The organism is Spirobacillus cienkowskii, from assembly GCF_037081835.1.
GTDB classification, from domain to species: domain Bacteria; phylum Bdellovibrionota_B; class Oligoflexia; order Silvanigrellales; family Silvanigrellaceae; genus Silvanigrella; species Silvanigrella cienkowskii.
On the sequence record NZ_CP146516.1, the window covers coordinates 577,042 to 598,157 of the forward strand.

Annotated in this window: 18 protein-coding genes; 10 read left to right on the forward strand and 8 right to left on the reverse strand. The window is 30.5% G+C overall.

What is annotated here, in order from left to right:
* Positions 1 to 29 precede the first annotated feature (29 nt).
* The 7 genes from Spiro2_RS02530 to Spiro2_RS02560 all read left to right on the forward strand — a co-directional run bounded on the left by Spiro2_RS02530 (position 30) and on the right by Spiro2_RS02560 (position 10,570).
* Positions 30 to 1,019, forward strand: coding sequence for an NUDIX domain-containing protein (locus Spiro2_RS02530; RefSeq protein ID WP_338636811.1), 990 nt, complete (start codon positions 30 to 32; stop codon positions 1,017 to 1,019).
* 104 nt (positions 1,020 to 1,123) lie between these two features.
* The gene (locus Spiro2_RS02535; RefSeq protein WP_338636813.1) at positions 1,124 to 2,464 is read left to right on the forward strand and encodes a cytochrome ubiquinol oxidase subunit I; all 1,341 of its coding nucleotides are present in this window, start codon (positions 1,124 to 1,126) and stop codon (positions 2,462 to 2,464) included.
* A gap of 45 nt (positions 2,465 to 2,509) precedes the next feature.
* Positions 2,510 to 3,526 (forward strand): cytochrome d ubiquinol oxidase subunit II, encoded by a 1,017-nt coding sequence (gene cydB, locus Spiro2_RS02540; protein ID WP_338636814.1) that lies wholly within the window; start codon positions 2,510 to 2,512, stop codon positions 3,524 to 3,526.
* 150 nt (positions 3,527 to 3,676) lie between these two features.
* The gene (locus tag Spiro2_RS02545; RefSeq protein ID WP_338636815.1) at positions 3,677 to 6,742 is read left to right on the forward strand and encodes an NAD-glutamate dehydrogenase domain-containing protein; all 3,066 of its coding nucleotides are present in this window, start codon (positions 3,677 to 3,679) and stop codon (positions 6,740 to 6,742) included.
* Positions 6,743 to 6,799: 57 nt separating this feature from the next.
* Positions 6,800 to 7,837, forward strand: coding sequence for an AI-2E family transporter (locus tag Spiro2_RS02550; RefSeq protein ID WP_338636816.1), 1,038 nt, complete (start codon positions 6,800 to 6,802; stop codon positions 7,835 to 7,837).
* A 229-nt stretch (positions 7,838 to 8,066) separates the two neighbouring features.
* Positions 8,067 to 9,512, forward strand: a complete 1,446-nt coding sequence (locus Spiro2_RS02555) for a CRTAC1 family protein (protein ID WP_338636817.1) — start codon at positions 8,067 to 8,069, stop codon at positions 9,510 to 9,512.
* Between the two features lie 20 nt (positions 9,513 to 9,532).
* The gene (locus Spiro2_RS02560) at positions 9,533 to 10,570 is read left to right on the forward strand and encodes a phytoene/squalene synthase family protein (protein ID WP_338636819.1); all 1,038 of its coding nucleotides are present in this window, start codon (positions 9,533 to 9,535) and stop codon (positions 10,568 to 10,570) included.
* Positions 10,571 to 10,572: 2 nt separating this feature from the next.
* Here the strand turns inward: Spiro2_RS02560 and Spiro2_RS02565 are convergent, their stop codons facing one another.
* Positions 10,573 to 10,986: a thioesterase family protein gene (locus Spiro2_RS02565; protein WP_338636821.1), complete on the reverse strand. Its 414-nt coding sequence runs from the start codon at positions 10,984 to 10,986 to the stop codon at positions 10,573 to 10,575.
* A 192-nt stretch (positions 10,987 to 11,178) separates the two neighbouring features.
* On the opposite strand from Spiro2_RS02565, the gene Spiro2_RS02570 reads away from it, so the two are divergent.
* Positions 11,179 to 12,330, forward strand: coding sequence for a serine hydrolase domain-containing protein (locus Spiro2_RS02570; protein ID WP_338636822.1), 1,152 nt, complete (start codon positions 11,179 to 11,181; stop codon positions 12,328 to 12,330).
* Positions 12,331 to 12,335: 5 nt separating this feature from the next.
* Here Spiro2_RS02570 and Spiro2_RS02575 read toward each other — a convergent pair whose 3' ends face one another.
* The 4 genes from Spiro2_RS02575 to Spiro2_RS02590 form a co-directional block, all read right to left on the reverse strand.
* A complete protein-coding gene (locus Spiro2_RS02575) occupies positions 12,336 to 13,214 on the reverse strand; it encodes a hypothetical protein (protein WP_338636823.1) in 879 nt (292 codons plus the stop codon).
* 117 nt (positions 13,215 to 13,331) lie between these two features.
* Positions 13,332 to 13,706: a RidA family protein gene (locus Spiro2_RS02580; protein WP_338636824.1), complete on the reverse strand. Its 375-nt coding sequence runs from the start codon at positions 13,704 to 13,706 to the stop codon at positions 13,332 to 13,334.
* A 42-nt stretch (positions 13,707 to 13,748) separates the two neighbouring features.
* On the reverse strand, positions 13,749 to 15,269 hold the full coding sequence (gene rfaE2, locus Spiro2_RS02585) for a D-glycero-beta-D-manno-heptose 1-phosphate adenylyltransferase (RefSeq protein ID WP_338636825.1): 1,521 nt from the start codon (positions 15,267 to 15,269) through the stop codon (positions 13,749 to 13,751).
* A 63-nt stretch (positions 15,270 to 15,332) separates the two neighbouring features.
* Positions 15,333 to 16,010, reverse strand: coding sequence for a hypothetical protein (locus Spiro2_RS02590; protein WP_338636826.1), 678 nt, complete (start codon positions 16,008 to 16,010; stop codon positions 15,333 to 15,335).
* A gap of 114 nt (positions 16,011 to 16,124) precedes the next feature.
* Here Spiro2_RS02590 and Spiro2_RS02595 point away from each other — a divergent pair, with 114 nt between their 5' ends.
* Positions 16,125 to 17,984: a hypothetical protein gene (locus Spiro2_RS02595; protein WP_338636827.1), complete on the forward strand. Its 1,860-nt coding sequence runs from the start codon at positions 16,125 to 16,127 to the stop codon at positions 17,982 to 17,984.
* A gap of 13 nt (positions 17,985 to 17,997) precedes the next feature.
* On the opposite strand, the gene Spiro2_RS02600 is transcribed toward Spiro2_RS02595, so the two are convergent.
* Entirely contained in the window at positions 17,998 to 18,249 is a 252-nt protein-coding gene (locus tag Spiro2_RS02600; protein WP_338636828.1) for a hypothetical protein, read from the reverse strand.
* Between the two features lie 202 nt (positions 18,250 to 18,451).
* On the opposite strand from Spiro2_RS02600, the gene Spiro2_RS02605 reads away from it, so the two are divergent.
* Positions 18,452 to 19,123, forward strand: a complete 672-nt coding sequence (locus tag Spiro2_RS02605; protein WP_338636829.1) for a helix-turn-helix transcriptional regulator — start codon at positions 18,452 to 18,454, stop codon at positions 19,121 to 19,123.
* A gap of 16 nt (positions 19,124 to 19,139) precedes the next feature.
* Here the strand turns inward: Spiro2_RS02605 and Spiro2_RS02610 are convergent, their stop codons facing one another.
* Positions 19,140 to 19,916 (reverse strand): queuosine precursor transporter, encoded by a 777-nt coding sequence (locus Spiro2_RS02610; RefSeq protein ID WP_338636830.1) that lies wholly within the window; start codon positions 19,914 to 19,916, stop codon positions 19,140 to 19,142.
* Positions 19,916 to 21,112, reverse strand: a complete 1,197-nt coding sequence (locus Spiro2_RS02615) for a queuosine precursor transporter (protein WP_338636831.1) — start codon at positions 21,110 to 21,112, stop codon at positions 19,916 to 19,918. The genes Spiro2_RS02610 and Spiro2_RS02615 overlap by 1 nt, the downstream gene beginning before the upstream one ends.
* Positions 21,113 to 21,116 lie beyond the last annotated feature (4 nt).

Sequence of the window (21,116 nt, forward strand, 5' to 3'; positions counted from 1 at the left end):
AATGAGTCAATTGAAAGGAAAAATGACGAATGCTTTCAAAACATATAAAATTAAATAATAACTGTGAGTTATGTAAGCGTTTAAAACTTGGAAAAAATGACTCTGATTTTTTGTTTGATGAAAGAGCGAATTTTTATGTTTTTAAAAGTCCGCTATCTGATCGTTGGCCAGGTGCATTGATGGCTGTTTATAAAAAACACATTTTTGAACAGTCACAAATTAGAAACAATGATCTTTCAGATACTTTAGTAAGTTTGGTATGTTTAGAGAAAACAATTCTTGATGTGACATCTTGCGAAAGAATTAATTTTGTTAAATTTTCTAATAAAGTAAATCATTTGCACTGGCATTTGATTCCTAGATATCGCAACGAATGTTATCCCACTCAATCATCTTGGGAACTCTTAAATTATACTAAAGATAAACTGTATAAAAAAGTAAAAAAAGATTTTTTTAATAAAGATAGCTTTATTTATAATCAGATTATTGATTTGGGTATAAAAAATATTAAGTCAAAACCAAATTCCCTTTTTGGATGTGCCTTGTTTTTAAGACCCGTAGAAATTTCGCTAAGAAAACTTTATTTAAATATTGAAATTGATGACATTATGAAACAGGCTAGAGAAAATCCAAAAAAATGGGAATGTTTATTAATGAAAAGAAATTACTCTGATTACTCTTGGGATTTTGTAGGAGGAAATGCAGATCCTTGTGAATTTCCTAAAGATACTATGATTCGTGAAGTTTTTGAAGAGCTCGGATGGAAAATTAAACGTTACAAGGAAGTCACACGCCAATGGAAAGGTGGTGCAATAAAAGGATTTATTTATTTAGCTCTTCCTGAAGATCAAAGCGCTTTATTAGACAAACCATTGAGGATAGATTGTGACGAAGTGCAAACTGTAGAATATTTTAATTTAATTGATATTTTAGATGATCACACCTTTCCAAGTAAAGTCAGGGATAGAATATCTGCTTTTATAAACTGCCAATCTGATTTTCATTTAACAGAACTTTAAAATCATATGCCGCAACAATTTGCTGCGCTAAATCTGATGTTTCATTAACAAGTTAAATATTATCTTGTTTGTGTTTTCTTTGAAAGTTTTGAAAGGAACATGACATGAGTGAATTTTTAACGACAGAAATGCTTGCAAGAATACAGTTTGCGATAACTGTAATGTTTCATTATATTTTTCCGCCTTTATCAATTGGTTTGGGTTTAATTCTTGTTGTCACAGAGTTTTTATATTTAAAAACTAAAAATAAAATTTATGAAAGAATCACAAAATTTTGGGTAAAAATTTTTGCAGCAAACTTTGCAATGGGTGTTGCTTCTGGGATTGTGATGGAATTTCAATTTGGTACAAATTGGGCAACATATTCGAGATTTGTAGGGGACATATTTGGTTCTGCATTAGCTGCAGAAGGAATATTTGCATTTTTTTTAGAATCGGGGTTTCTCGCGATTTTAGTGTTTGGATGGGATAAAGTAACTCCTAAAATGCATTTCTTTTCTACCATTATGGTCTTTTTAGGGTCTGTATTTTCAGCTATTTGGATTATTATTGCAAACGCTTGGATGCAAACTCCGGTTGGTTATCATATTGTTGGTGAGGGGATGAATGCGAAAGCAGTCATCGATGATTTTTGGGTCATGGTATTCAATCCATCAAGTGTTAGAATGCTCATTCATGCGCTAATTGGTTGTTGGCTTATGGGCTCATTTTTTGTGATGAGCGTTTGTGCGTGGTATGTATTAAAAAATAAACACTTCGATGCCGCAACAAAATCGTTTAAGGTAGGATTATACATCGCTTTTATCTCCTCTATTGCTGCTGTTTTGTCGGGGCATTTTTTAGCAGAGCGTGTTGCAGAAACACAACCTGCAAAAATGGCTGCAATGGAAGGTCATTATTTTACAGGAACAGGAGGCGCTCCGTTATATCTTTTTGGGATTCCTAATAGTGAAAAGCAAACTGTAGAATATGGAATTAAGATTCCTGGTGGACTGAGTTTTTTACTTTATGGTGATAGAAATAAACCCGTTATTGGTTTAGATCAATTTGACGTTAAAGATAGACCTCCAGTTGGAATTACATTTCAAACTTATCATATTATGATTTCACTTGGAATGTATATGTTACTATTAACAACAATTTCTTTGTTACTTTTAAAGAATGGTTTGTTATTTAAATCAAAATTTTTAATGAAAATGTATTGTTTTTCTGTGTTAGCTCCAGCAATTGCGAATCAAGCAGGTTGGATTGCGGCAGAAACAGGAAGGCAACCTTGGATTGTATATGGTTTGATGAGAACACCAGAAGGTTTGTCTAAAGCAGTTAAAAGTAACGAGATTTTAACTTCAATTATTATGTTTACTTTAATTTATATATTGCTTTTTATAGTTTGGATTTTTGTTATTCATAGTAAAATAAAACAAGGACCAGAAGATTTATTGTAAATAAAAATTAAAAATTAAAAATTAAAAAATTTTAAAGGAGTTAAAGTGGATTTACAGATTTTTTGGTTTGTTTCTTTAGGTATTTTGCTTGCTGGTTATGCAATATTAGATGGGTTTGATTTAGGTGTAGGAATCTTACATTTTATTGCAAAAACTGATCATGAAAGACGTTTATTTCTAAATTCAATTGGGCCTTTTTGGGATGGAAACGAAGTGTGGCTTGTGACATTTGGTGGTGCGTTGTTTGCGGCATTTCCAGATGCTTATGCCACAGCTTTTTCTGGTTTTTACTTACCTTTTATGCTGTTATTGTGGGCATTAATTTTTAGAGCAGTTTCTATAGAATTTCGAAGCAAATACGATGGGCTTATTTGGAGAACGTCATGGGACGTTGGGTTTTCTATTGCGAGTATTTTAGCGACTTTTTTATTTGGTGTTGCTGTTGGAAATTGTATGCGAGGAATTCCTGTTGGTGCTGATAAAGAATTTATTGGTTCTTTGTTTGACTTGCTCAATCCGTATTCAATTGTAATTGGCGTTTTAGCTGTTGCAACATTTACAATGCACGGATCTATTTATCTTTATTTAAAACTCGAAGGTGAATTACGAGAAAGAGTGCATAGAGTGATGTGGCACACTTTCGGTTGCTTTATTGTTTGTTATATCTTTGCAACGATTTATACTTTAGTACATGTACCAAGATCAATTCATAATTTTGCACAATATCCTTGGTTATGGAGTATTGTTGTCATTAATGTGCTTGCAATTGCAAATATACCAAGAGCAATTTTTTTGGCTAAACCAGGATATGCATTTTTATCTTCTTGTGTAACTCTAATTGCCTTTACCGCATTGTTTGGTGCGGCATTATTTCCAAATCTAATCACTTCAAGTATTGCAGCAGAATACAGTTTAACAATTTTTAACTCATCATCAACTCAAAAAACACTGCAAATAATGAAAATTATTGCATTTTGTGGAATGCCTTTTGTTTTATCGTATACTGCTATTATATATTGGGTTTTTAGGGGAAAAGTAAAGTTAGGAAAATTTAGTTATTAATTACTCATTGCAATGATTTTTGTTTAACCAAGTCAATAAAAATCTCTTTATAAATTTGCAAGGTGCTTTTGATGTGTTAGTTACACTTTAAGTTTGATGAATGGTTAAATTCCAATTCATTTTCCTTAATTTAATGATGTGGAGTGAGTCATGACCTTGCCAAAAATTCATAGTCAAAAGTGGTTAAGCGAAGTTGAGTTACTTGATTCAGATATGGAACCCTCAGTTGAGTTAAAACCTGCGAATATAGAAAATTTTTTTTCAAGCATTTCAGATACAAAAGCATGCGATAAAGCAGCAACAAGCATTTTGAATGTTTTATCAAAAGAACTAGAGCAAACAATTCCATGGTATTTATCTCAAATGCCGCCTCTGTATTTATGGTCAACTTCTCAAAATGCATTGATTGATGATATTCTAGAAATAGTTTCTGGCAAAGTGTTGAGCGAAAATCAAATTGCAGAAAGGGTCTCTGCAGCAACCCAAACAACCACATTCATTGCCGCGGGAGAACACTCTACGGCAACCTTCCGGATTGCTCCTTTACTGTCAAAACATAAAGCAAAAGTCGCTCGGTTATTTAATACTTTAGATAAAAAAATCGGGCTTTGTGAACTCTATCAAGCTCCCTATACAACTGAAGCGACCTGGAACGCAGCCAAATCAAAACTTAAACTACAGTCTTTAAAAGAAATTTTGTCGCAGCAACCTAAAAATTTAGTTGATAGCTTTTTGACCTCTTTGGATAAAGATTATGTTGAAGTTGCAACTGTAAAGCAGATGTCTTTGGCATTTGAAGCTGTAAAATACAGTATTGAAAATGAAAATACTTATGTAAATTTAACAACAATTATGGATGAAAATACATCAGATACCAGGGTTCGGGTTGATATTTGTTTAAAGCATTTTCCAGTGACTGCAGCGATGGAAAATATTATTGGTATTTTTAACCGTTATAATTTTCAGGTAAGGCGGTTTTTAGCAAACGAAATTTTGATGGAAAATAATCAACGTTATACTATTTTACATTTGATTTCAGCAAGTCCTACTGGCGAAATGATTACCGATAATATGAAGTCTTGGGGTAAAGTATTAAAAAGTTTAAAAACTTTATCATATGTTGATCATGGTGATGAGTTTTCGAGTTTATTGCTTGGTGATAGCCCTTTTAGTTTAAATGAAACAAACTTGGTTCGTGCAATGGCGAATTGGGTTCATATTTTCTTAACTAAACAAAATCCGTATTACTATTCAAAGGATCGGGTATCTAGAATTATTGCAAATAATCCTGTGTATATGGAATTTTGTATTCGCTATTTTAGAGCGCGGTTTGATCCAAGATTTGTTGGAGATCGCAAAAGTGAAGCGCAGCATTATTTTGACGAAATTAAGTTGTTTTACTCAGAACTTTCCGATGTGGTTGAAAGAAATATCTTAAAAGAAGGATTAAATTTTCTTTCACATATTTTAAAGACCAATTACTTTTTGATTTCTAAAGGAGGTCTCTCCTTTAGAATTGATCCTTCAGCGTTAGATAAGCAGTTTTATCCCGAAACACCATATGGTATTTTTTATATGATAGGGCGGAATTTTAGAGCATTTCAGGTTCGTTATCGTGATATTTCTCGTGGCGGTATGCGCGTTGTTATACCTAAAAACTCGGGAGATTATGAAAATGCATTGGCGGGTATTTTTGATGAAGTGAATGGCCTTGCATCTGCACAACAATTAAAAAATAAAGATATACCAGAAGGTGGCAGTAAGTGTGTTATGGTTGTTCGGCCTCATGCAGATAAAAATGAAGCCGTAAAAGCCGCAATATCTGGACTTTTAGATTTAATTGTAACTGATTCTAAAACTGGTGCATTAGCGGAAGGTATTATTGATTACTATGGTAAAGATGAAATTATTTATTTAGGCCCCGATGAAAACCTCACCGATGATCTTATTGTTTGGATTATTCAACATGCATTACACCGAAAATACAAGTATGCTTATGCGTTTATGTCATCTAAACCCGATTTTGGGATTAATCACAAAACATACGGCGTTACTTCAGAAGGTGTAAATGTTTATGTTGATAATGTTTTACGTTATTTAGGAATACAAAATTCGACGTTTCGAGTAAAAATGACAGGTGGTCCTGATGGCGATGTGGCAGGAAATGAGTTAAATATTCTTTATCGAGAGTATGGAGAGCGCTGCCGGGTTGTTGCGGTTGCAGATGGATTTGGAGCGGCTCACGATCCTAAAGGATTAAACTGGGGAGAACTCATTCGACTTTTTAAAGAATCGAAGTCTATTGTTCAATTTGACCCGAGTAAACTTAGTGGCGATAGCAAAGCTTTTGTGATTTCTGCAAATACAAAAGAGAATATAAAAATAAGAGATAATATTTATGCCACTGTTGAAGCTGAAGTGTTTATTCCTGCAGGTGGTAGACCATATACAGTTAAAGAAAGCAATTGGGATAGGTATCTGTTGCCAAGCGGAAGACCAAGTTCTTTAGCAATTGTTGAAGGGGCAAATATTTTCTTTACAAAAGAAGCGCGACAAAAAATAGTTGATAGTGGTGTTGTCGTTATAAAAGATAGCTCTGCAAATAAAGCAGGTGTGAGCTGCTCTTCTTACGAAATTATTGCATGCTTGACTATTTTGCCCGAAGAATTTGCTGAAATTAAAGATATTTATGTAAAACAGGTGCTTGAGATTATAAGACGCAATGCAGATCAAGAGGCTAAGTTGTTATTTAGAGAATGGCTCAAAAATAAAAATAATACCGATCTTGTAAAGCTAAGTTATGAAATTTCTACAGAAATTAACCAGGCTAAAGATATTCTTTTAGACAAACTCAATCAATTAAAAGATGAAGAGCTCGTTGTCGATAAGTTTCACTTTGTTTTATTTAAACATTGCCCACCAATTTTGGTAGAAAAATACAAAGACAGAATTTTGAATCGATTGCCAAGAGCACATAAAATTGCGATTTTAAGTGCACATATGGCTAGCCACGTTATATACCGGGAAGGGTTAAATTGGTTAGAGTCAATGCACCCTGATCAAATATTTAAAGTGGCACTTGATTACATAGAAGCAGAACGAGATATAGAAAAAATGGTTGCTGAATTAGCAAGTAGCTCAATTTCCTTTAAAAATGAAATAATGGAAGTATTAAAAGCTTCTGGTGCAAAACATTTGGCTTCAAGTCGCATGTAAGCATTGACATTTTTAATAAGAATTTAGCGCACAGCAACTATCTTTTAAGGAGGTTATGTGCGTTTTATTTTAACTAAAGAACAAATTTTATTTTTTATTGTTACTATTTTGAGTTTTATTATTATTTATCCATTTTTAATTCCCTTTTTATTTGGAGTTGCCATTGCCTATTTGTACGAGCCAATTTTAAATAAAACTATTTCAATACTAAAAATTAAAAAAGAATTTTGGAAATGGGTATTAAGTACATTACTTGTAATTGTTTCAGTTGTTGCAATATTTGGTCCAATTTTAACTCTTTTAACAACAGGTATACAAGAACTTTTAACCGCTTTAAATTTATTAGAAAGCGAATTAAAAAAACCTAATTTTTTAAACCAAAAATCGATTGATGTTAGCAGGTTTTTAAAAGAATTTTCTTTAAATTATTCTTCTGATGAAGTGGTTTTAAAATTTACAGACGGTTTAAAACAATTAGCAACAATGTTGGCTTCTGAAGCGGGAATAGCCTTAACAGCAACACCGGCTTTTTTAATAAAAATGTTTTTATTTATTTTAACATGGATATTTTTTATGATTCATGGAAAAAAATATCGTGAATCATTTTTACCTAAAATAATCCCTTGGAAAAAAGAGCGTGAATTAATTTCAAATACAGTTTCATCGGTATTAAAAGCTTTTATAGTAGTAAATATTTTTGTTTCTTTTATTCAAGCAATAATAATAGCAACGGTACTAGGTATATTTGGGATTCCGCGTTTTGCGCTTATGGGAATCATCGCATTTTTTATGTCATTTGTGCCAATTGTGGGCACAATCCCTGTAATGCTTGGTGCTGCCATTTGGATCTATTTTAGTCAAGGCTCCCTTGGTGCTGCAATCGGTATTTTAATGTGTGCGTTAGCTGTTGGAGTGTTGGATAATCTACTTAGACCCTATTTTATGAAGGGTGGCATAGATCTTAACTTCTTTTGGATTTTTCTTGCTATTGTGGGGGGGATGTCTATGTTAGGGCTTGCAGGAGCTTTGCTAGGACCCGTATGTTTTGCATTATTTGTGGCAGCTATAAAAGCGCTAGATGCGCAAAAATCCTAATAATTATTTAGTATTATATTTAAATTATGGATGCTTAAACTGTTTGCAAACCGCACTGAGAATGGCGGTTAGGCAAGAGGGTTTTTGTTTGTTAAAAGTTGGCTTTAAATGAATCTTTTTCTATAGTAAGCAGGTCTTTTAAGACGTGAAGGGGGTAATCCTCTATGAACAGAGTTTTAAAATATTTTAGATAATATTAGAAAAGGCGTTGCCTAGTTTTGGAAATAATATGACTTCAAAAACAAAAAAAAGTAAAATTTTATTTAACGATGTATCTTACGCATTAGAGGATAATTTACCTTCTAAATATTTTGGTGTGACTATCTTTGACATCGATGGAGATCATGAACCAGAAATACTTGTTGCAAATGCAAGTGGTAATAACATTATATATAAATATAATGAAGAAACAGGAACATTTTCAAATATTGCACCAAATAATTTTATGTTACCTCATAGAAATACGATTTGTTTTTCTGTTGGAGATTTTTTAGGTAACGGAAATCCGTCTGTGTATATGATGCATGCAGATGCATTTTCTGGAATGAAGCAGCAGAGTGATAATATTATTGCGAGAACATCAAAAAATTGCGAAACTCTGCGATTTGATAACATTGTTGATGAAGATTCAGAATATCAAAATCGCTATTCTGGTAGAAGTGTTGCGGCCTTTGACTATCAGGGAGAAGGAAAACATTCATTTTTTGTTACAAACTACCAAGCTCCAAGCTTATTTTTTACTTTTAATACAACAATAAATGAAGTCCAAGAGTTATCTCGTATTTTTGGTTTAAGCCAATTTGCAACGGGGCGGAGTGTTTTAGCGCAGTATATTTTAAATAAAAAAGCGATTGATATTCTTGTTGGCAATGAGCGAGAAGCAAATAGTTACTTTACAAAAATAAAGTCAGGTCTTTATTTTGAAGCAGCTCATCATTTTTCGCTAGAAGATGAAAATAATCATTCAAGAGCAATGGCTGTAGCAGATTTTGATGGAAATGGTCTTACAGATATTGTTATAGGTGCGTGGGAAGGTAAAAATTCAATTTTATTTCAAACTCCAGAAGGTAGGTTTGAAGATCAATCTCCTCCTTTTTTTAAGCTTCCAAAAACAATCAGGTGTGTTATTGTTGCAGACTTTGATAATGATGGTCAGGAAGAGATTTTTATAACAGCGTTTAATAATAGAAACCGAATGTATCGTTATCTTGGAAATAAAACTTGGGAAGAAATTCATATCGGTTCATTAGCATTAAAAGATTTAAATGGCTCTGGTGCTGCAATTGGTGATCTGACTGGTAATGGTTTTTTAGATATTTTTGTAACATGTGGTGAGGGGTTGCCAAGCACTAATAAATTATTTTTAGGGGTTCCTAATCGGAATCATTGGCTAAGAATTCAGCCGTTAACACAACACGGATTTCCAGCGTTGGGGGCTAAGGTTAGATTATTTTTAAAAAATGGAAAGGCTCAAACAAAACACATTTGTTCAGGCAGCGGGTATATGTGTCAAATGGAGCCTGTAGCACATTTTGGATTGGGTGCAGAAGTGCCAGAAATTGATCGTCTCGAAATAACATGGCCTGGTAATGGAGCAGATTTTCCACCAACTCTTACTGTCCCTGGAAGTTCTATTTCATGCGATGCATTTGCACAAATTCCTTTTCCTAATTGATATTGAAAGTATTATTATTCATGAATACTCGTAAAAGTAACGACTTACAAATTGAACTCAATTATGCTGAATCATTAAACTACTGCTTAAATATATTGCCAAATGTATCTCGATCTTTTGCAATTGGCATTCAATTTCTTTCTGGAGAATTGCGAAAATCTGTTTTGGTTGGTTACTTATTATGTAGAATAATTGATACTGTAGAAGATGATTTGTCTTTAAGTATTTTGCAAAAGGAACATTATTTAAAAAAGTTTATAGATTGTTTTAAAAGTTTTGAAGAATGTACTGCTTATACAAAAATAGCTGAAAATTTAAGTGGTGATAAAAATCATATTCAGTTGGTTGCGAATTCTCATAAAGTATTTCATTTATATTTTTCATTATCGCAAACAACGCAACTGACATTAACCCGTTGGGTTTGTGAAATGGCAAAAGGAATGATTTCTTTTATAAAGCGCTATCCCAATGGAATTAGGTTGGCAACTTTAGATGAATACAAAGAATATTGCTATTATGTAGCTGGTACTGTGGGACACTTATTGACAGATTTATGGAAAGAATACGGAAGTCGAGTCAGCATTAATGTTTTTAATAAACTACAAAGTAATGCGAGTGTTTTTGGTGAGGCGCTGCAAACTGTAAATATTTTAAAAGATATAGCATGGGATGCTAAACAAGAAAATTCAATTTATATTCCGTCAGATATTTTAAAAAAATATGGTGTTTCTCATGAAGCAATGTTAAATGAAAACTTAAAGATAGAATCACAAAACGCTGTGCGTGAAATTTTAAATTTAGCTTATAATGATATAGATATTGCAATAAATTATTTAAAAAATATTCCAGCATTTAATTTTAGAATACGGTTTTTTTGCATTTTTCCTTTATTTTTAGCTATAGCAACACTTAAAAAAATAGAAAACTCTGAAAATATATTAACCCCAGAAAAAGTTATTAAAGTGTCACGTTCAGAAGTTAAAAAAATTAAGATTTATTCTATTTTATGTGCGCTATCTAATTTTTTTATAGATAGGTCTGTTAAAAAAATTTTTTAAATCTAATTTTGTTTTAAAATAATTTCTAGTATATTTTTAGGTATTCTGCATACTTTGTTTTTAATAGGATCAAAACAAACCATTTTAATTTCAGCATCTGCATGTATTATCTCAGAATTTTTAAAAGACTTAATAATATAAGACAAATCAAAACTAGCTCCTTCTATTTTTGATATATATTGTTCAACCCAAACTTTATTAGGATACTTCAATTGTTTTTTAAAAGAAATTTTACATTCATATAAAACTAATTGTATTGCATTTTCTGATAACGATTGTTCAAAAAATAATTGCGAACGCGCTTCTGTCATATAGTCAAAAAATTTAGAGTTATTGATGTGATGGTATGCGTCGAGATCGGTCCATTTGGTTTCAATTAATACTTTATTAAGAAACTTGCTTTCTGATATATTCATAAAATTTAAATCCCTTAAGAAGATGCTAGATAATTAAATCAATCATACATAGATAATATGTAATTATTTAGTCAAGTGATATAATTTTTATTTATTGGTAAGCTTTTGGGTTTTGTTTTGTAATGGTATTCTTGAAAAATTGACTAACTAATGTTTTTTGATATTCTAAAATTTATTTATATTGGAGGATTAGTGATAAAATTCAAATTATTGTTTAAAATTTTAGTGATTATTATTCTAACTTCATGTGTTCATCAAGTTAATTCTAGTAAAAATATTTACAATTTAGAAAATTTGAAAAGTGATTTAAACCAAATAATCTCTAAAGAAAATTTATCAGCTATATCCTTAGCAATAAAGTGTCCAAAAGTTAATGATTTTAATGTTATTGATATTAATTTAGGATTTAATAGTATAAATGGTGAAAATGTAACTCAATTAAGTTTGTTTCAAATTGGTAGTATAACTAAAACTTTTGTTGCAACAATAATTTTACAACTTGAAAATGAAAAATTACTTTCACTTGAAGATAATATTGAAAAATATTTTCCACAACAGTATAAAAATTGGTCAAAAATTAAGATAAAAAATTTACTCAATATGACTAGTGGTATTCATAATTATAATGATCCTAAAAATCAATATTTTATAGGAAAAACATTACGTGATCCTGATTATTATTTTACAAACGAAGATTTATTAAGATTGGTTAAAAGTGAAGATTTAAAATTTGTGCCAAACTCTAGTTGGATGTATTCCAATACCAATTATATTTTACTCGGAAAAATAATTGAAAAAGTAAGTAATTCAACTTTTTCAGAACAATTGCAAAAAAGAATTTTACAGCCTTTACAAATGAGTAATACTTACTTTATTAAACATAGACCAAAAACAGAAATACCACTTTATAAAACTCCTTATTTGACTCAGGGTTATTTTTACTCGTTAAATTATAAATCATTATTCAAAAATCTTGATGTTAATGATCTTAGTTTATCATACTTAAGCTATGCTGGATCAATAATTTCAACATCAAATGATGTACTTAAATTTTTAAATCCTTTATTTTCTAAAAAAGAAAATAACAATTTAAATAACTTAAAAAAAATCACTTTTAATGAAATGAATAGTGGATATGGATTTGGTATATTTTTTGCACATGATCGTGATCTTAACGATTTAGATTACTTTTATACAGGCAGTACAAATGGATATTTATCAAAAATGTCGTATTTAAAAAACAGTAATGCTTCTTATGTGCTATTAATTAATTCGACTCATCAATTAGACTTTAATGAGATAGATAAAATTGTAAGAAAATATATCTTTAAAAACTGTTATTAATTAAATTAGCTTGGTTTAAGAATGACGACTTTAGCTCTTCGTTTAACAACCCATGCGGATTTTTCTTTGCTGAAAAAAGATATTGCTGGTAAGGTTTCTGCAATAACGAGAGATTTTATTTTATCATTTTCTTCAAACATCCCTAATTTTTGAGCATGTTTTATTAAATTGTGAAAACTTTCGGGGGAGCAATGTTCAGTGACTTCTGCTGTTTGTAAATCAGGAGCATAAGGTTTCCAAATACTATCTTCAATTTTGAGATTGTATTTTTCAATTTTAAAATTAACTTGAGCTGTTTGATGATTAACAATTTGTAAGTTTTTTTGTAATTTAGAAAGATGACTATCAGCTTCTGAGTTTAAATTTTTATCTTCTAAAAATATTTGAAGCACCAAACGAATTTGTTTTGTTAAAAGATTAGTTGTTAAAAAATTACGCATAAATTCTGCAATTTCAATTGTGCCAGAATTTTCAATTGTATCAGATTGATGTGATACTAAATTAGCTTTTGCTTGAATAAGATCTTGAGATGCATTTTGAATAAAAAAAGAAGATCTATCAAAAGAGTCCATAATTTTTTGGTGAAGTTCTTCTTGTCGACAAGGAAGATCGTCAATAATTTTTAAACGGTCAGCAATAGATTGAATAAAATTTTGCTGAAAACTTAAGCTTTCTGCTAACTGTTCTGAAAGTGATTTGATCGATTCCATATTTCTTTGATTCATTAAAATAAGTTCTTGATTTTCTGCTCTAAGATCTTGAATGATTTTTTGATATTCTGAACCAAATATTTTAGAAAATATAGATAATTTTTGTGGAGTGTTAAAGTTTTTTGCAGCAGGAATTGGTTTTATCGCGGATTTTTGCATTGACTTCATGTTCATAACGTTTCTCCCTCTTTACGCATGCAAAACCATCGTATACTTTATCAAAGCAATTCGTCAAAAATAAATTAATTTGCTTTTTATGATAGTTTTATAGAGTTAAATACTTGTTACCTTTTAAAGAGTTGCAATGCATTCGATCTCTACCATAACATCAAGAGGTAATTTAGCAACTTGAACTGTTGAGCGCGCAGGTGCATGTCCTTTAAAAATTCGCTCGTAAACACCATTCATTTTTTGAAAGTCATCCATATTTTTAAGAAAAACTGTTGTTTTTACTACTTTATTTAATCCTGATCCGGAATTTTCGAGAATAGCGTTCATATTTTTAAGAACTTGTTCGGTTTGTGCTTCTATAGTTGTCGCTTCTACAAGCATAGTTTTAGGATTTAAAGGAATTGAGCCAGAACAATAAATCATATTGCCTAATATGATAGCTTGTGAATAAGGACCAATGGCTTTAGGCGCGTTTTCAGTTGCAATAATTTTCATAATTTATCCCTTATATTGTAAACAATAGTGCGTTAACTTATTCTATCTAACAAATTGGGCTTTTTGAATTATTGATGATGTACTCCTACCAGGTAATAGAGTAATATGTTCAACACTACCTCCCCAAGATAAAACTTCTTTGGCGCCTATTGTATTTTCAAGTGAATAATCTGCACCTTTAACTAAGATATCAGGCTTTATAGAACGTATCGTTTCGATTGGTGTGTCTTCTTCAAAAATAATAATGTAATCAACGCAAGCAAGTGACGCAAGAATACTTGCTCTATCGAAAGAGGGTTGAACGGGTCTATGCGGCCCTTTCAAGCGGGATACGCTCTGATCAGAGTTGAGTCCAACTATAAGTAAGTCGCCAAGCGCTCTTGCTTTTTGTAAGTATTCCACATGCCCTGCATGCAAAATGTCAAAACAACCGTTAGTAAATACAGATCGTTTGTTTTGTAGTTTCAGATCTCCAGAAATTTGAATTAACGTTTTTAGATTAATTGTTTTTTCTGGATGAATCGCTTCACTTTTCATTTTGTACGCAGCTAAAAATTCAGAAGGAGATAACGTTGAAGTACCTGGCTTACCGCAAGCAATTCCTGCCGCAATATTGCCAAGTTCAGTTGCGCGCATTAATGAAAAACCTGCCGCTAAACTCATTGCAATAAAAGCAACTAAGGTATCTCCTGCACCAGAAACATCAGCAACTTTTAGTGCATGAGTTTTGATTTTTAGAGTTTCTTGTATTTGTTTGCCTTTGCTAATTAAACCATGTTCAGAAAGACTCATCACAAGGTTATCGCAGCCACTTGCTTCAAGGTAGCAATCTGCAATACATTCTACTTCATGTTCAAAGGATGTTGGAATAAAACCAGGTTTAATCACTTTTACAACGGATCGGCCTTCGTTAAGGTTTGGTTTAATCACAGTTGATCCAACATAACGAAATACATCTTCGCTTTTTGGATCGGTGACGACAGGTACATTATACTCTTTACTGAGTTGAATGAGCCTTTTAATAAGTGTTTTGGTTAAAAAACCTTTTCCATAATCAGAAATAATCAAACAACGATTACCGCCGCTATCTAAAAATCTTTCGTACAGTTCTAAAACTCTATCTTCTTCTTCTAATGAGATATGACTACAGCATTCTTTATCAATACGGACAATTTGTTGCGAACCAACAGTATTGGAGCTACCAGAAACAATACGCATTTTTGTAGTTGTCGGAACAGAATTAGAAATAATTAATGAGCTTGTTTCTATGCCGTAATCTTCTAAAATACCTTTAAGCACATTCGCTTCTGCATCGTTTCCAATACGTGAGCAAAGAAATGCTGCTCCACCCATTGCAGCAATATTGGCAGCAACATTGCCTGCGCCTCCAGGTACTGCTTTGCGATTATTTTCTAAAACCACTGGTACAGGGGCTTCTGGAGAAATACGAGTGACTTTGCCTTCAATATATGTATCTAGAATTGTGTCTCCCGCAATAAAAATACGGGTGTTTTTTAAAGAAAAAATATCACTTGGTGTAGAGGTTATATCCTGTTTGACCATGAACTGAATTCTCCATAAAAAAGAAAAGAATACGTGTTGAATCGTATACTTTTAATTGAATTATCAGTTTGCTTCCTGAAACTCAAGAAGAATAGCTAAATGGTTTGAATCTCTAGGTGTTTCAAAGGAATATTGTGTATTTTGCTGATTTATTAACCAAAAAAGAACTTTTTCAATAGAGATCAATTGCAATTGACTATAAAAAGCCTTTTGAACACTGTTATCAAGATACGCGTATGATTTGCCAGTTGGTGTTAATCCTAAAAATTTATAACTAATTATTTTGTCATTTTCTTTTATCAAAGTGAAATTTGCATAATATTTTTTTGGAAATAAATTTTGTGATAACAATTTTTTTGGAACTTTAATTATTCCAAAAGGATTAACGTTATTTTGGGAAAAATTATTTTCTATTCCAAAATTTTGATTTAAATTATTTACAGATTCTTCTTGAATTTTTTTGTTATTTGTAAAACTCTCAATAGTGTTGTTTTCTATTTTTGAATTTCTAAAATTTTTTGGAGATAAATTTTTAGAAATATTAAATTTTTTGTTGTTATCATGAATGACTTGTTTTTTTTGATCATAGTGATCAACTAAGAATAATAATTGCATATTTTCATGTATTTTAAAAGTTACTGAATTTAGTTTATTATTATTGAATTTATTAAAATAAATTATTAAAGCAAAAACTGCACAATGAATAAGCAAAGAAGTCATTATCCTTTGAAGCAAAATCAAAATTATTGTCTCCAATGTGTTTAAAAACTAGATTCGTGCTACTCTTTCTTATAAACAATTATACCTAATGGCATAACTGGTACTTAAGCCAGAAGTCAGCTTATGGGGAATTTTATGTCAAAACAACTTAAGATTATAATTTTTTGCTTTTTAGGTTTGAGTTTTACTTTATTTTCAGTATTTTTTATATTTATAAATAAAAATACCTTAAAAATAAATACAAAATTATCAGAAGTGGGAAGCGCTAATGCTTCGCAAGACACAAAAAATTTCCCAATTCCCGAAGTTGTGTCTTCCATGCTTAAAAATAAAGCATGGTATGTTGCAACAATAGGTAATATTCCAATTGGTCTTATTTCAGTAGGAGTCGAAGATTTAAATTCAGGATTTCCATCTAACTATACCGCACAATTTGTGAGTCGAATTGGCTCATCTCCTTTGTTGTCAAATTTACGAGGAGATTTGGCTTATGAAGAAAACGGAAGTTTAAAACTGCAACAGTATCTTTTGTCGCAAACAGAAAATGGTGCATTTAAAGAAATTCAAAATATTTGGAAACAAGATAAAGATAGTAACCTTTCGTTAATTAAAGATATGGGTGCTAGTCTACAAGGTATCATTCCTGCAAGTTTTTTACGTTCTAGTTCTAAATCAAAAATTATTTTTGATGATAATATTGGATTATTTTATTATATTAAGTCAGAAAAAAGATCTAAAATCAATAAAGTCTTTATTCCATTTGTTGGTTCTATTGTCAATGTCGAAGATATTAGTGCAAAGTATGATGATGACGGATTTCTTAATGCAGGTAAAATTGTATTTGATGGTGGAGGAGAACTAAATTTTTCTAGAATTGAAAAAAGTAAATTTGCTGATTTAAGTAAAAGCATTTCAGAAACTTTATTAGATTTTGGTTGGTTTTCATCTTTAAGTTCTATTAAAATAGAGTTTGATACATTAAAAAAATCTTTAGATAACTGTGCTTCTCGAACTGCGTCATTAAGTAAAAAAATGTTGCAGTATTTGCCACAAAGTTCTTATTTATCATATAGACGAGTCATTAATATGTCTCACTTTTGTTCAAATTTAAGTAGAGACTTATCTAATAAAGATCTTGATTCCTATGATCAAAAACTAGTTCATGTTGCAAGTGCAGTTAAAACTTTATTAAAAGAAAATACGCAAGAATTACCTTATTTTTTAGCTTATTCCCCAGATACGATACTTTTTTACAATGATACAATATCATTTTTATGGCCACGTATTACAGCATTGTTAGCACAAACTGCATTATACGAACTAGAAAATAATTTTGAATTAGATAAGAATAGAAAATCATTAGTAGGAATTCAATTAAATATTGCTAATTTACAATCAAGAGCAGTTGTAAGAGCACAAATTAAGCTTATTGATTCTTCGCTTAATTTTATAATTGATGGTTCACGTAGCGCAAATATGAATCCAAGTAGCATAACTGCTATACCAAAATTGCTTGATAAAGCCTTGCCAAGTATTTACTTAAATGGGCAATTTTTTGCTAAATCACTTGATTTAAATATTGATCATTTATGCAAGCTCAATTCTGGTAAAATTGGAATTGATTTGGGTGATGCTCCTCAATTAGCAATAAATACTAATTCTATTAGAGGTGTTTGGGATATTCAAACAAGAATAGAAATAGCACGACAGTTTGCAATAAAATCGACCATTTCAAAAAGTTGTGAAAATATATATTTTAAAATACCTTCTAGTATAGAAAAAGCAATCTCTAAAGAACTTGAGCAATTTAAAAGCGAGGTTCTTGGTACGGAAAATGAGTTATTATTGTCTAATAATATTCAGAAAAAATTATGGATTATTCCTGGAAAATATAGAATCATTGTTAATTCTGTTGTAACAGGAGCCGTGTTATCTGTTCAAGAGTTTAATGTCTCAAGCGGAATGAATACAAGTGTTGTTGCAAAAATAAACTAACAACTCACAATTTTTAATTATAAATGTGAGTTGATTGAATTTCAGTGGGATGTTTTTTTAAAGTAATAGATTCTTGTGCTGGAGTGGTGAGTAGTTGAGAAATTTTTAAAATTTTTTCACCTAGTGCAAAATAAAGCTGCTCATTTATTAGTTTAAGTTTTGTATCATTTAAAATAGTTGTCATTTCTCGTAATTGATTTTTTAATTGTTGAGTATTTGTAGAATTAGTAACTTTACAGCTTTTATGGCAAAAGTATTTTTTCATGTGCACTCCCTCGCGTTATGAACTTGTGGTTGGTGTGCACTCGTGATATCTTCCGATTACCAGATGGAAGGGTGTGCACGAGTGCGCACTCTTTTTTAGTAAAGCAACCTCTTCTTGAAAAAATCAAGTTTTATGGTATGTTGCCTGTTATGCTTATAAAGCATAACAAGGTTGAGATCAACATGATGGAGTTGAAATCTTTATGGCAACGTTTGATGGAGTTAACAACACACAGCATTTGCGAGATCAAATTTTAAATTTGATTAAACAAAAGTCCCAACGGGATCGTGTTGATTTTTCATTAAATGCTTTAGCCGAAGCTATTAATATTTCTTCTTCGGTTTTTTATCGCTTACTTAGTCAAAATGAATCTAAAAAAACCAAATTTATTTCTGAAAAAATATTAAAAAAAATTGCAGATTACTTTCAAAAAGATGGATTTAGCATCACGTTAGACGAAATCACGGGATGTAAAAAAGTAAACATTGAAGACATTCAATTAATTGCCAAAAAAAATATATCAGGTATTTCTGTTTTTAATCCATTAAATTCTTCTGAAAAACTTTTTGAGGTGGTAACAGATATCGATATTCGCTTTGCCAATAATCACATTATCGCATTTCTTTTTTCTGATTTTATAGCACCTGTGTTTCCAAAAGGTTCTTTGTGGTTTGTAAACACCGATAAATTTCCAGAGAGCGATACAATTTGCGCAATTGACTGTGAGAAAACAATTCATATAACTAGGTATTTAAAAACAGACAATAATGTAATATTTGGCAGTTTGGATAGAAATGATGTTGCTATAATGAAGTTTAATCATCCTTTTAAAATATTAGGCGAAATTATTAAAGTAAAGTTACCTGATGTATAAAGATTTTTTAATTAACTTAAATAGTATGTAGTTTTTGATCTTTTTCTGGTTTGTGATGTTTGTAAAACTCATTTTCATTAGTTGCATAAGTCGTATCTAAACTAAAAATATTGTATTTTGTTTTTCTGTCATAGATATCCATTTTTTCATAGTTTTTTAAATATTTAACAAGTCTAACAGAAAATGGAGTTCCAAAGATTTCAATAAATACTTTAATTCCCCACATCGTAAGAATCATTTTTATCATATTATTGATACTTAAAATTCCCCAAAATGCAATTAAAATAAAAAAGATACTATCAATTAATGTTGCAAATATAGTAGAACAAATAAAACGAATTGCAATAAATTCTTTAAGTTTTATTTTCATTTTTGACATTATAATTGAGTTTAAAGGTTCTGCAATTAGATAACTTAGGCCAGAAGCAATAACAATTTTAGTGCTTTTTTGTATAATAGAATCAAAAGCCGAATTGTCTGCATAGCTGGGAGAGGGGAGTAAAGTTATCAATTGGCCTAAAATAATTCCTAAAAAATTTAACCCAAAACCACACCAAATTGCTCTTCGAGCATGTTTAAATCCGTATACTTCTGTAATTATATTTGAAATCAAAAATGTTAATGGAAAAATAAAATTACCCGCAACAGTTTCTAACCCTAAGAATGGAATGCGAATTAATCGGGGATCAAACCAATTCGCGTATATCATTGCAACTGTATAAAAAAGAATAAAAAAGCTCAGCATCTTAGGATTATGGATTTTATTTTCCATAATTTCTGGGTTATAATTCATTAGTTTACTTGCTTCTCCATTATTTTAATCTCATTGATGTTTGCATCATTGATTAAAGGTTGTTGTGGAGATAATAGAACTTCCATATTTACTTGCTTATTTTGATTATTGTTGATTTTAAATACAGTTAATTGTTTTAATGTTTTATGGCTTAATAGTTTTGCTATAAATTTATTTTCTAAGCTTTTATCTTCAATTTTTTCATCAATAAGAACTTCGCAAATTGAAGCATATTTTGTGTAATCCGTTATGATTCTTGCGTAACCGCATACAGTATGATTTGTGTGATTTATTAAACAGAAATTTTGTGAAAACTCTGTGGTTTTTAGGAATTCATCAAAATTATTGAAAATTTTATAATTTTGAATTTTTATTAAATCCCATATTGATCTTAACTCTTTATGATTTACATCTATAGTAACTAAATATAAATCGTCAATTATTGATTCAATTTTTTCATCCTTAAAATGGTTATCTAATTGTGAGTATAATGTATCTAAGCTGAAAATATTGAATTTTAAATTTTTGTCATAGATGTCTATTTTTTCTTCTGTCTTTAAATGCTTTACAATATTTTGTGTAAAGTATAGAGTGCAAAAAACAATAAATAATTTAATACACCACATTGTAAAAAATAATTCAAATAATTCATTTAACCTTAAATCAAAACTAAAAGCAATAATACTAAAAATTGCACTATCAATAAAGGTTGATATAAAATTCGCTGAGAAAAATCTAAGTTTAATGAATTTTGAATATTTTATTTTAAGTTTAGCAATAAGAAAGCTGTTAAGGGGTTCTGCGATAAGGTAGCTTATTGTTGAAGCTAAAATTATTAAAGAATTTTTTTTAATCAAAGTATCAAATGCTTGATTATTTGCATAATTGGGTGAATCCATTTGAACGAGCAATTGGCCAAATAATAAACCAAATCCATTAAATGCAAGTCCACACCAAATAGCCCATCGAGCATTTTTATATCCATACACTTCTGTAATAATACTAGAAATTATAAATGTAAAAGGGAAAATAAGTGTGCCAGCATCAGTTTCTAGACCAATTAAAGGTAATTTTATAAGTCTGATATCAAACCAGTTTGAGAAAATCATGGCTACACAGTAAAATAAAATTAATATCCACAAATTTTTAAGATTTTGTATATTATTTTTTGATTTATTATAGTTGTATTCTTTCATAAAA

Bases quoted from the DNA above. Each gene is read 5' to 3' on its own strand.
- Spiro2_RS02600 (WP_338636828.1), bottom strand. From the start codon at position 18,249: ATGAAAAAATACTTTTGCCATAAAAGCTGTAAAGTTACTAATTCTACA.
- Spiro2_RS02535 (WP_338636813.1), top strand. From the start codon at position 1,124: ATGAGTGAATTTTTAACGACAGAAATGCTTGCAAGAATACAGTTTGCG.
- Spiro2_RS02555 (WP_338636817.1), top strand. From the start codon at position 8,067: ATGACTTCAAAAACAAAAAAAAGTAAAATTTTATTTAACGATGTATCT.
- Spiro2_RS02595 (WP_338636827.1), top strand. From the start codon at position 16,125: ATGTCAAAACAACTTAAGATTATAATTTTTTGCTTTTTAGGTTTGAGT.
- Spiro2_RS02575 (WP_338636823.1), bottom strand. From the start codon at position 13,214: ATGAACATGAAGTCAATGCAAAAATCCGCGATAAAACCAATTCCTGCT.
- Spiro2_RS02615 (WP_338636831.1), bottom strand. From the start codon at position 21,112: ATGAAAGAATACAACTATAATAAATCAAAAAATAATATACAAAATCTT.
- Spiro2_RS02545 (WP_338636815.1), top strand. From the start codon at position 3,677: ATGACCTTGCCAAAAATTCATAGTCAAAAGTGGTTAAGCGAAGTTGAG.
- Spiro2_RS02580 (WP_338636824.1), bottom strand. From the start codon at position 13,706: ATGAAAATTATTGCAACTGAAAACGCGCCTAAAGCCATTGGTCCTTAT.
- Spiro2_RS02560 (WP_338636819.1), top strand. From the start codon at position 9,533: ATGAATACTCGTAAAAGTAACGACTTACAAATTGAACTCAATTATGCT.
- Spiro2_RS02530 (WP_338636811.1), top strand. From the start codon at position 30: ATGCTTTCAAAACATATAAAATTAAATAATAACTGTGAGTTATGTAAG.
- Spiro2_RS02605 (WP_338636829.1), top strand. From the start codon at position 18,452: ATGGCAACGTTTGATGGAGTTAACAACACACAGCATTTGCGAGATCAA.
- rfaE2 (WP_338636825.1), bottom strand. From the start codon at position 15,269: ATGGTCAAACAGGATATAACCTCTACACCAAGTGATATTTTTTCTTTA.
- Spiro2_RS02610 (WP_338636830.1), bottom strand. From the start codon at position 19,916: ATGAATTATAACCCAGAAATTATGGAAAATAAAATCCATAATCCTAAG.
- Spiro2_RS02565 (WP_338636821.1), bottom strand. From the start codon at position 10,986: ATGAATATATCAGAAAGCAAGTTTCTTAATAAAGTATTAATTGAAACC.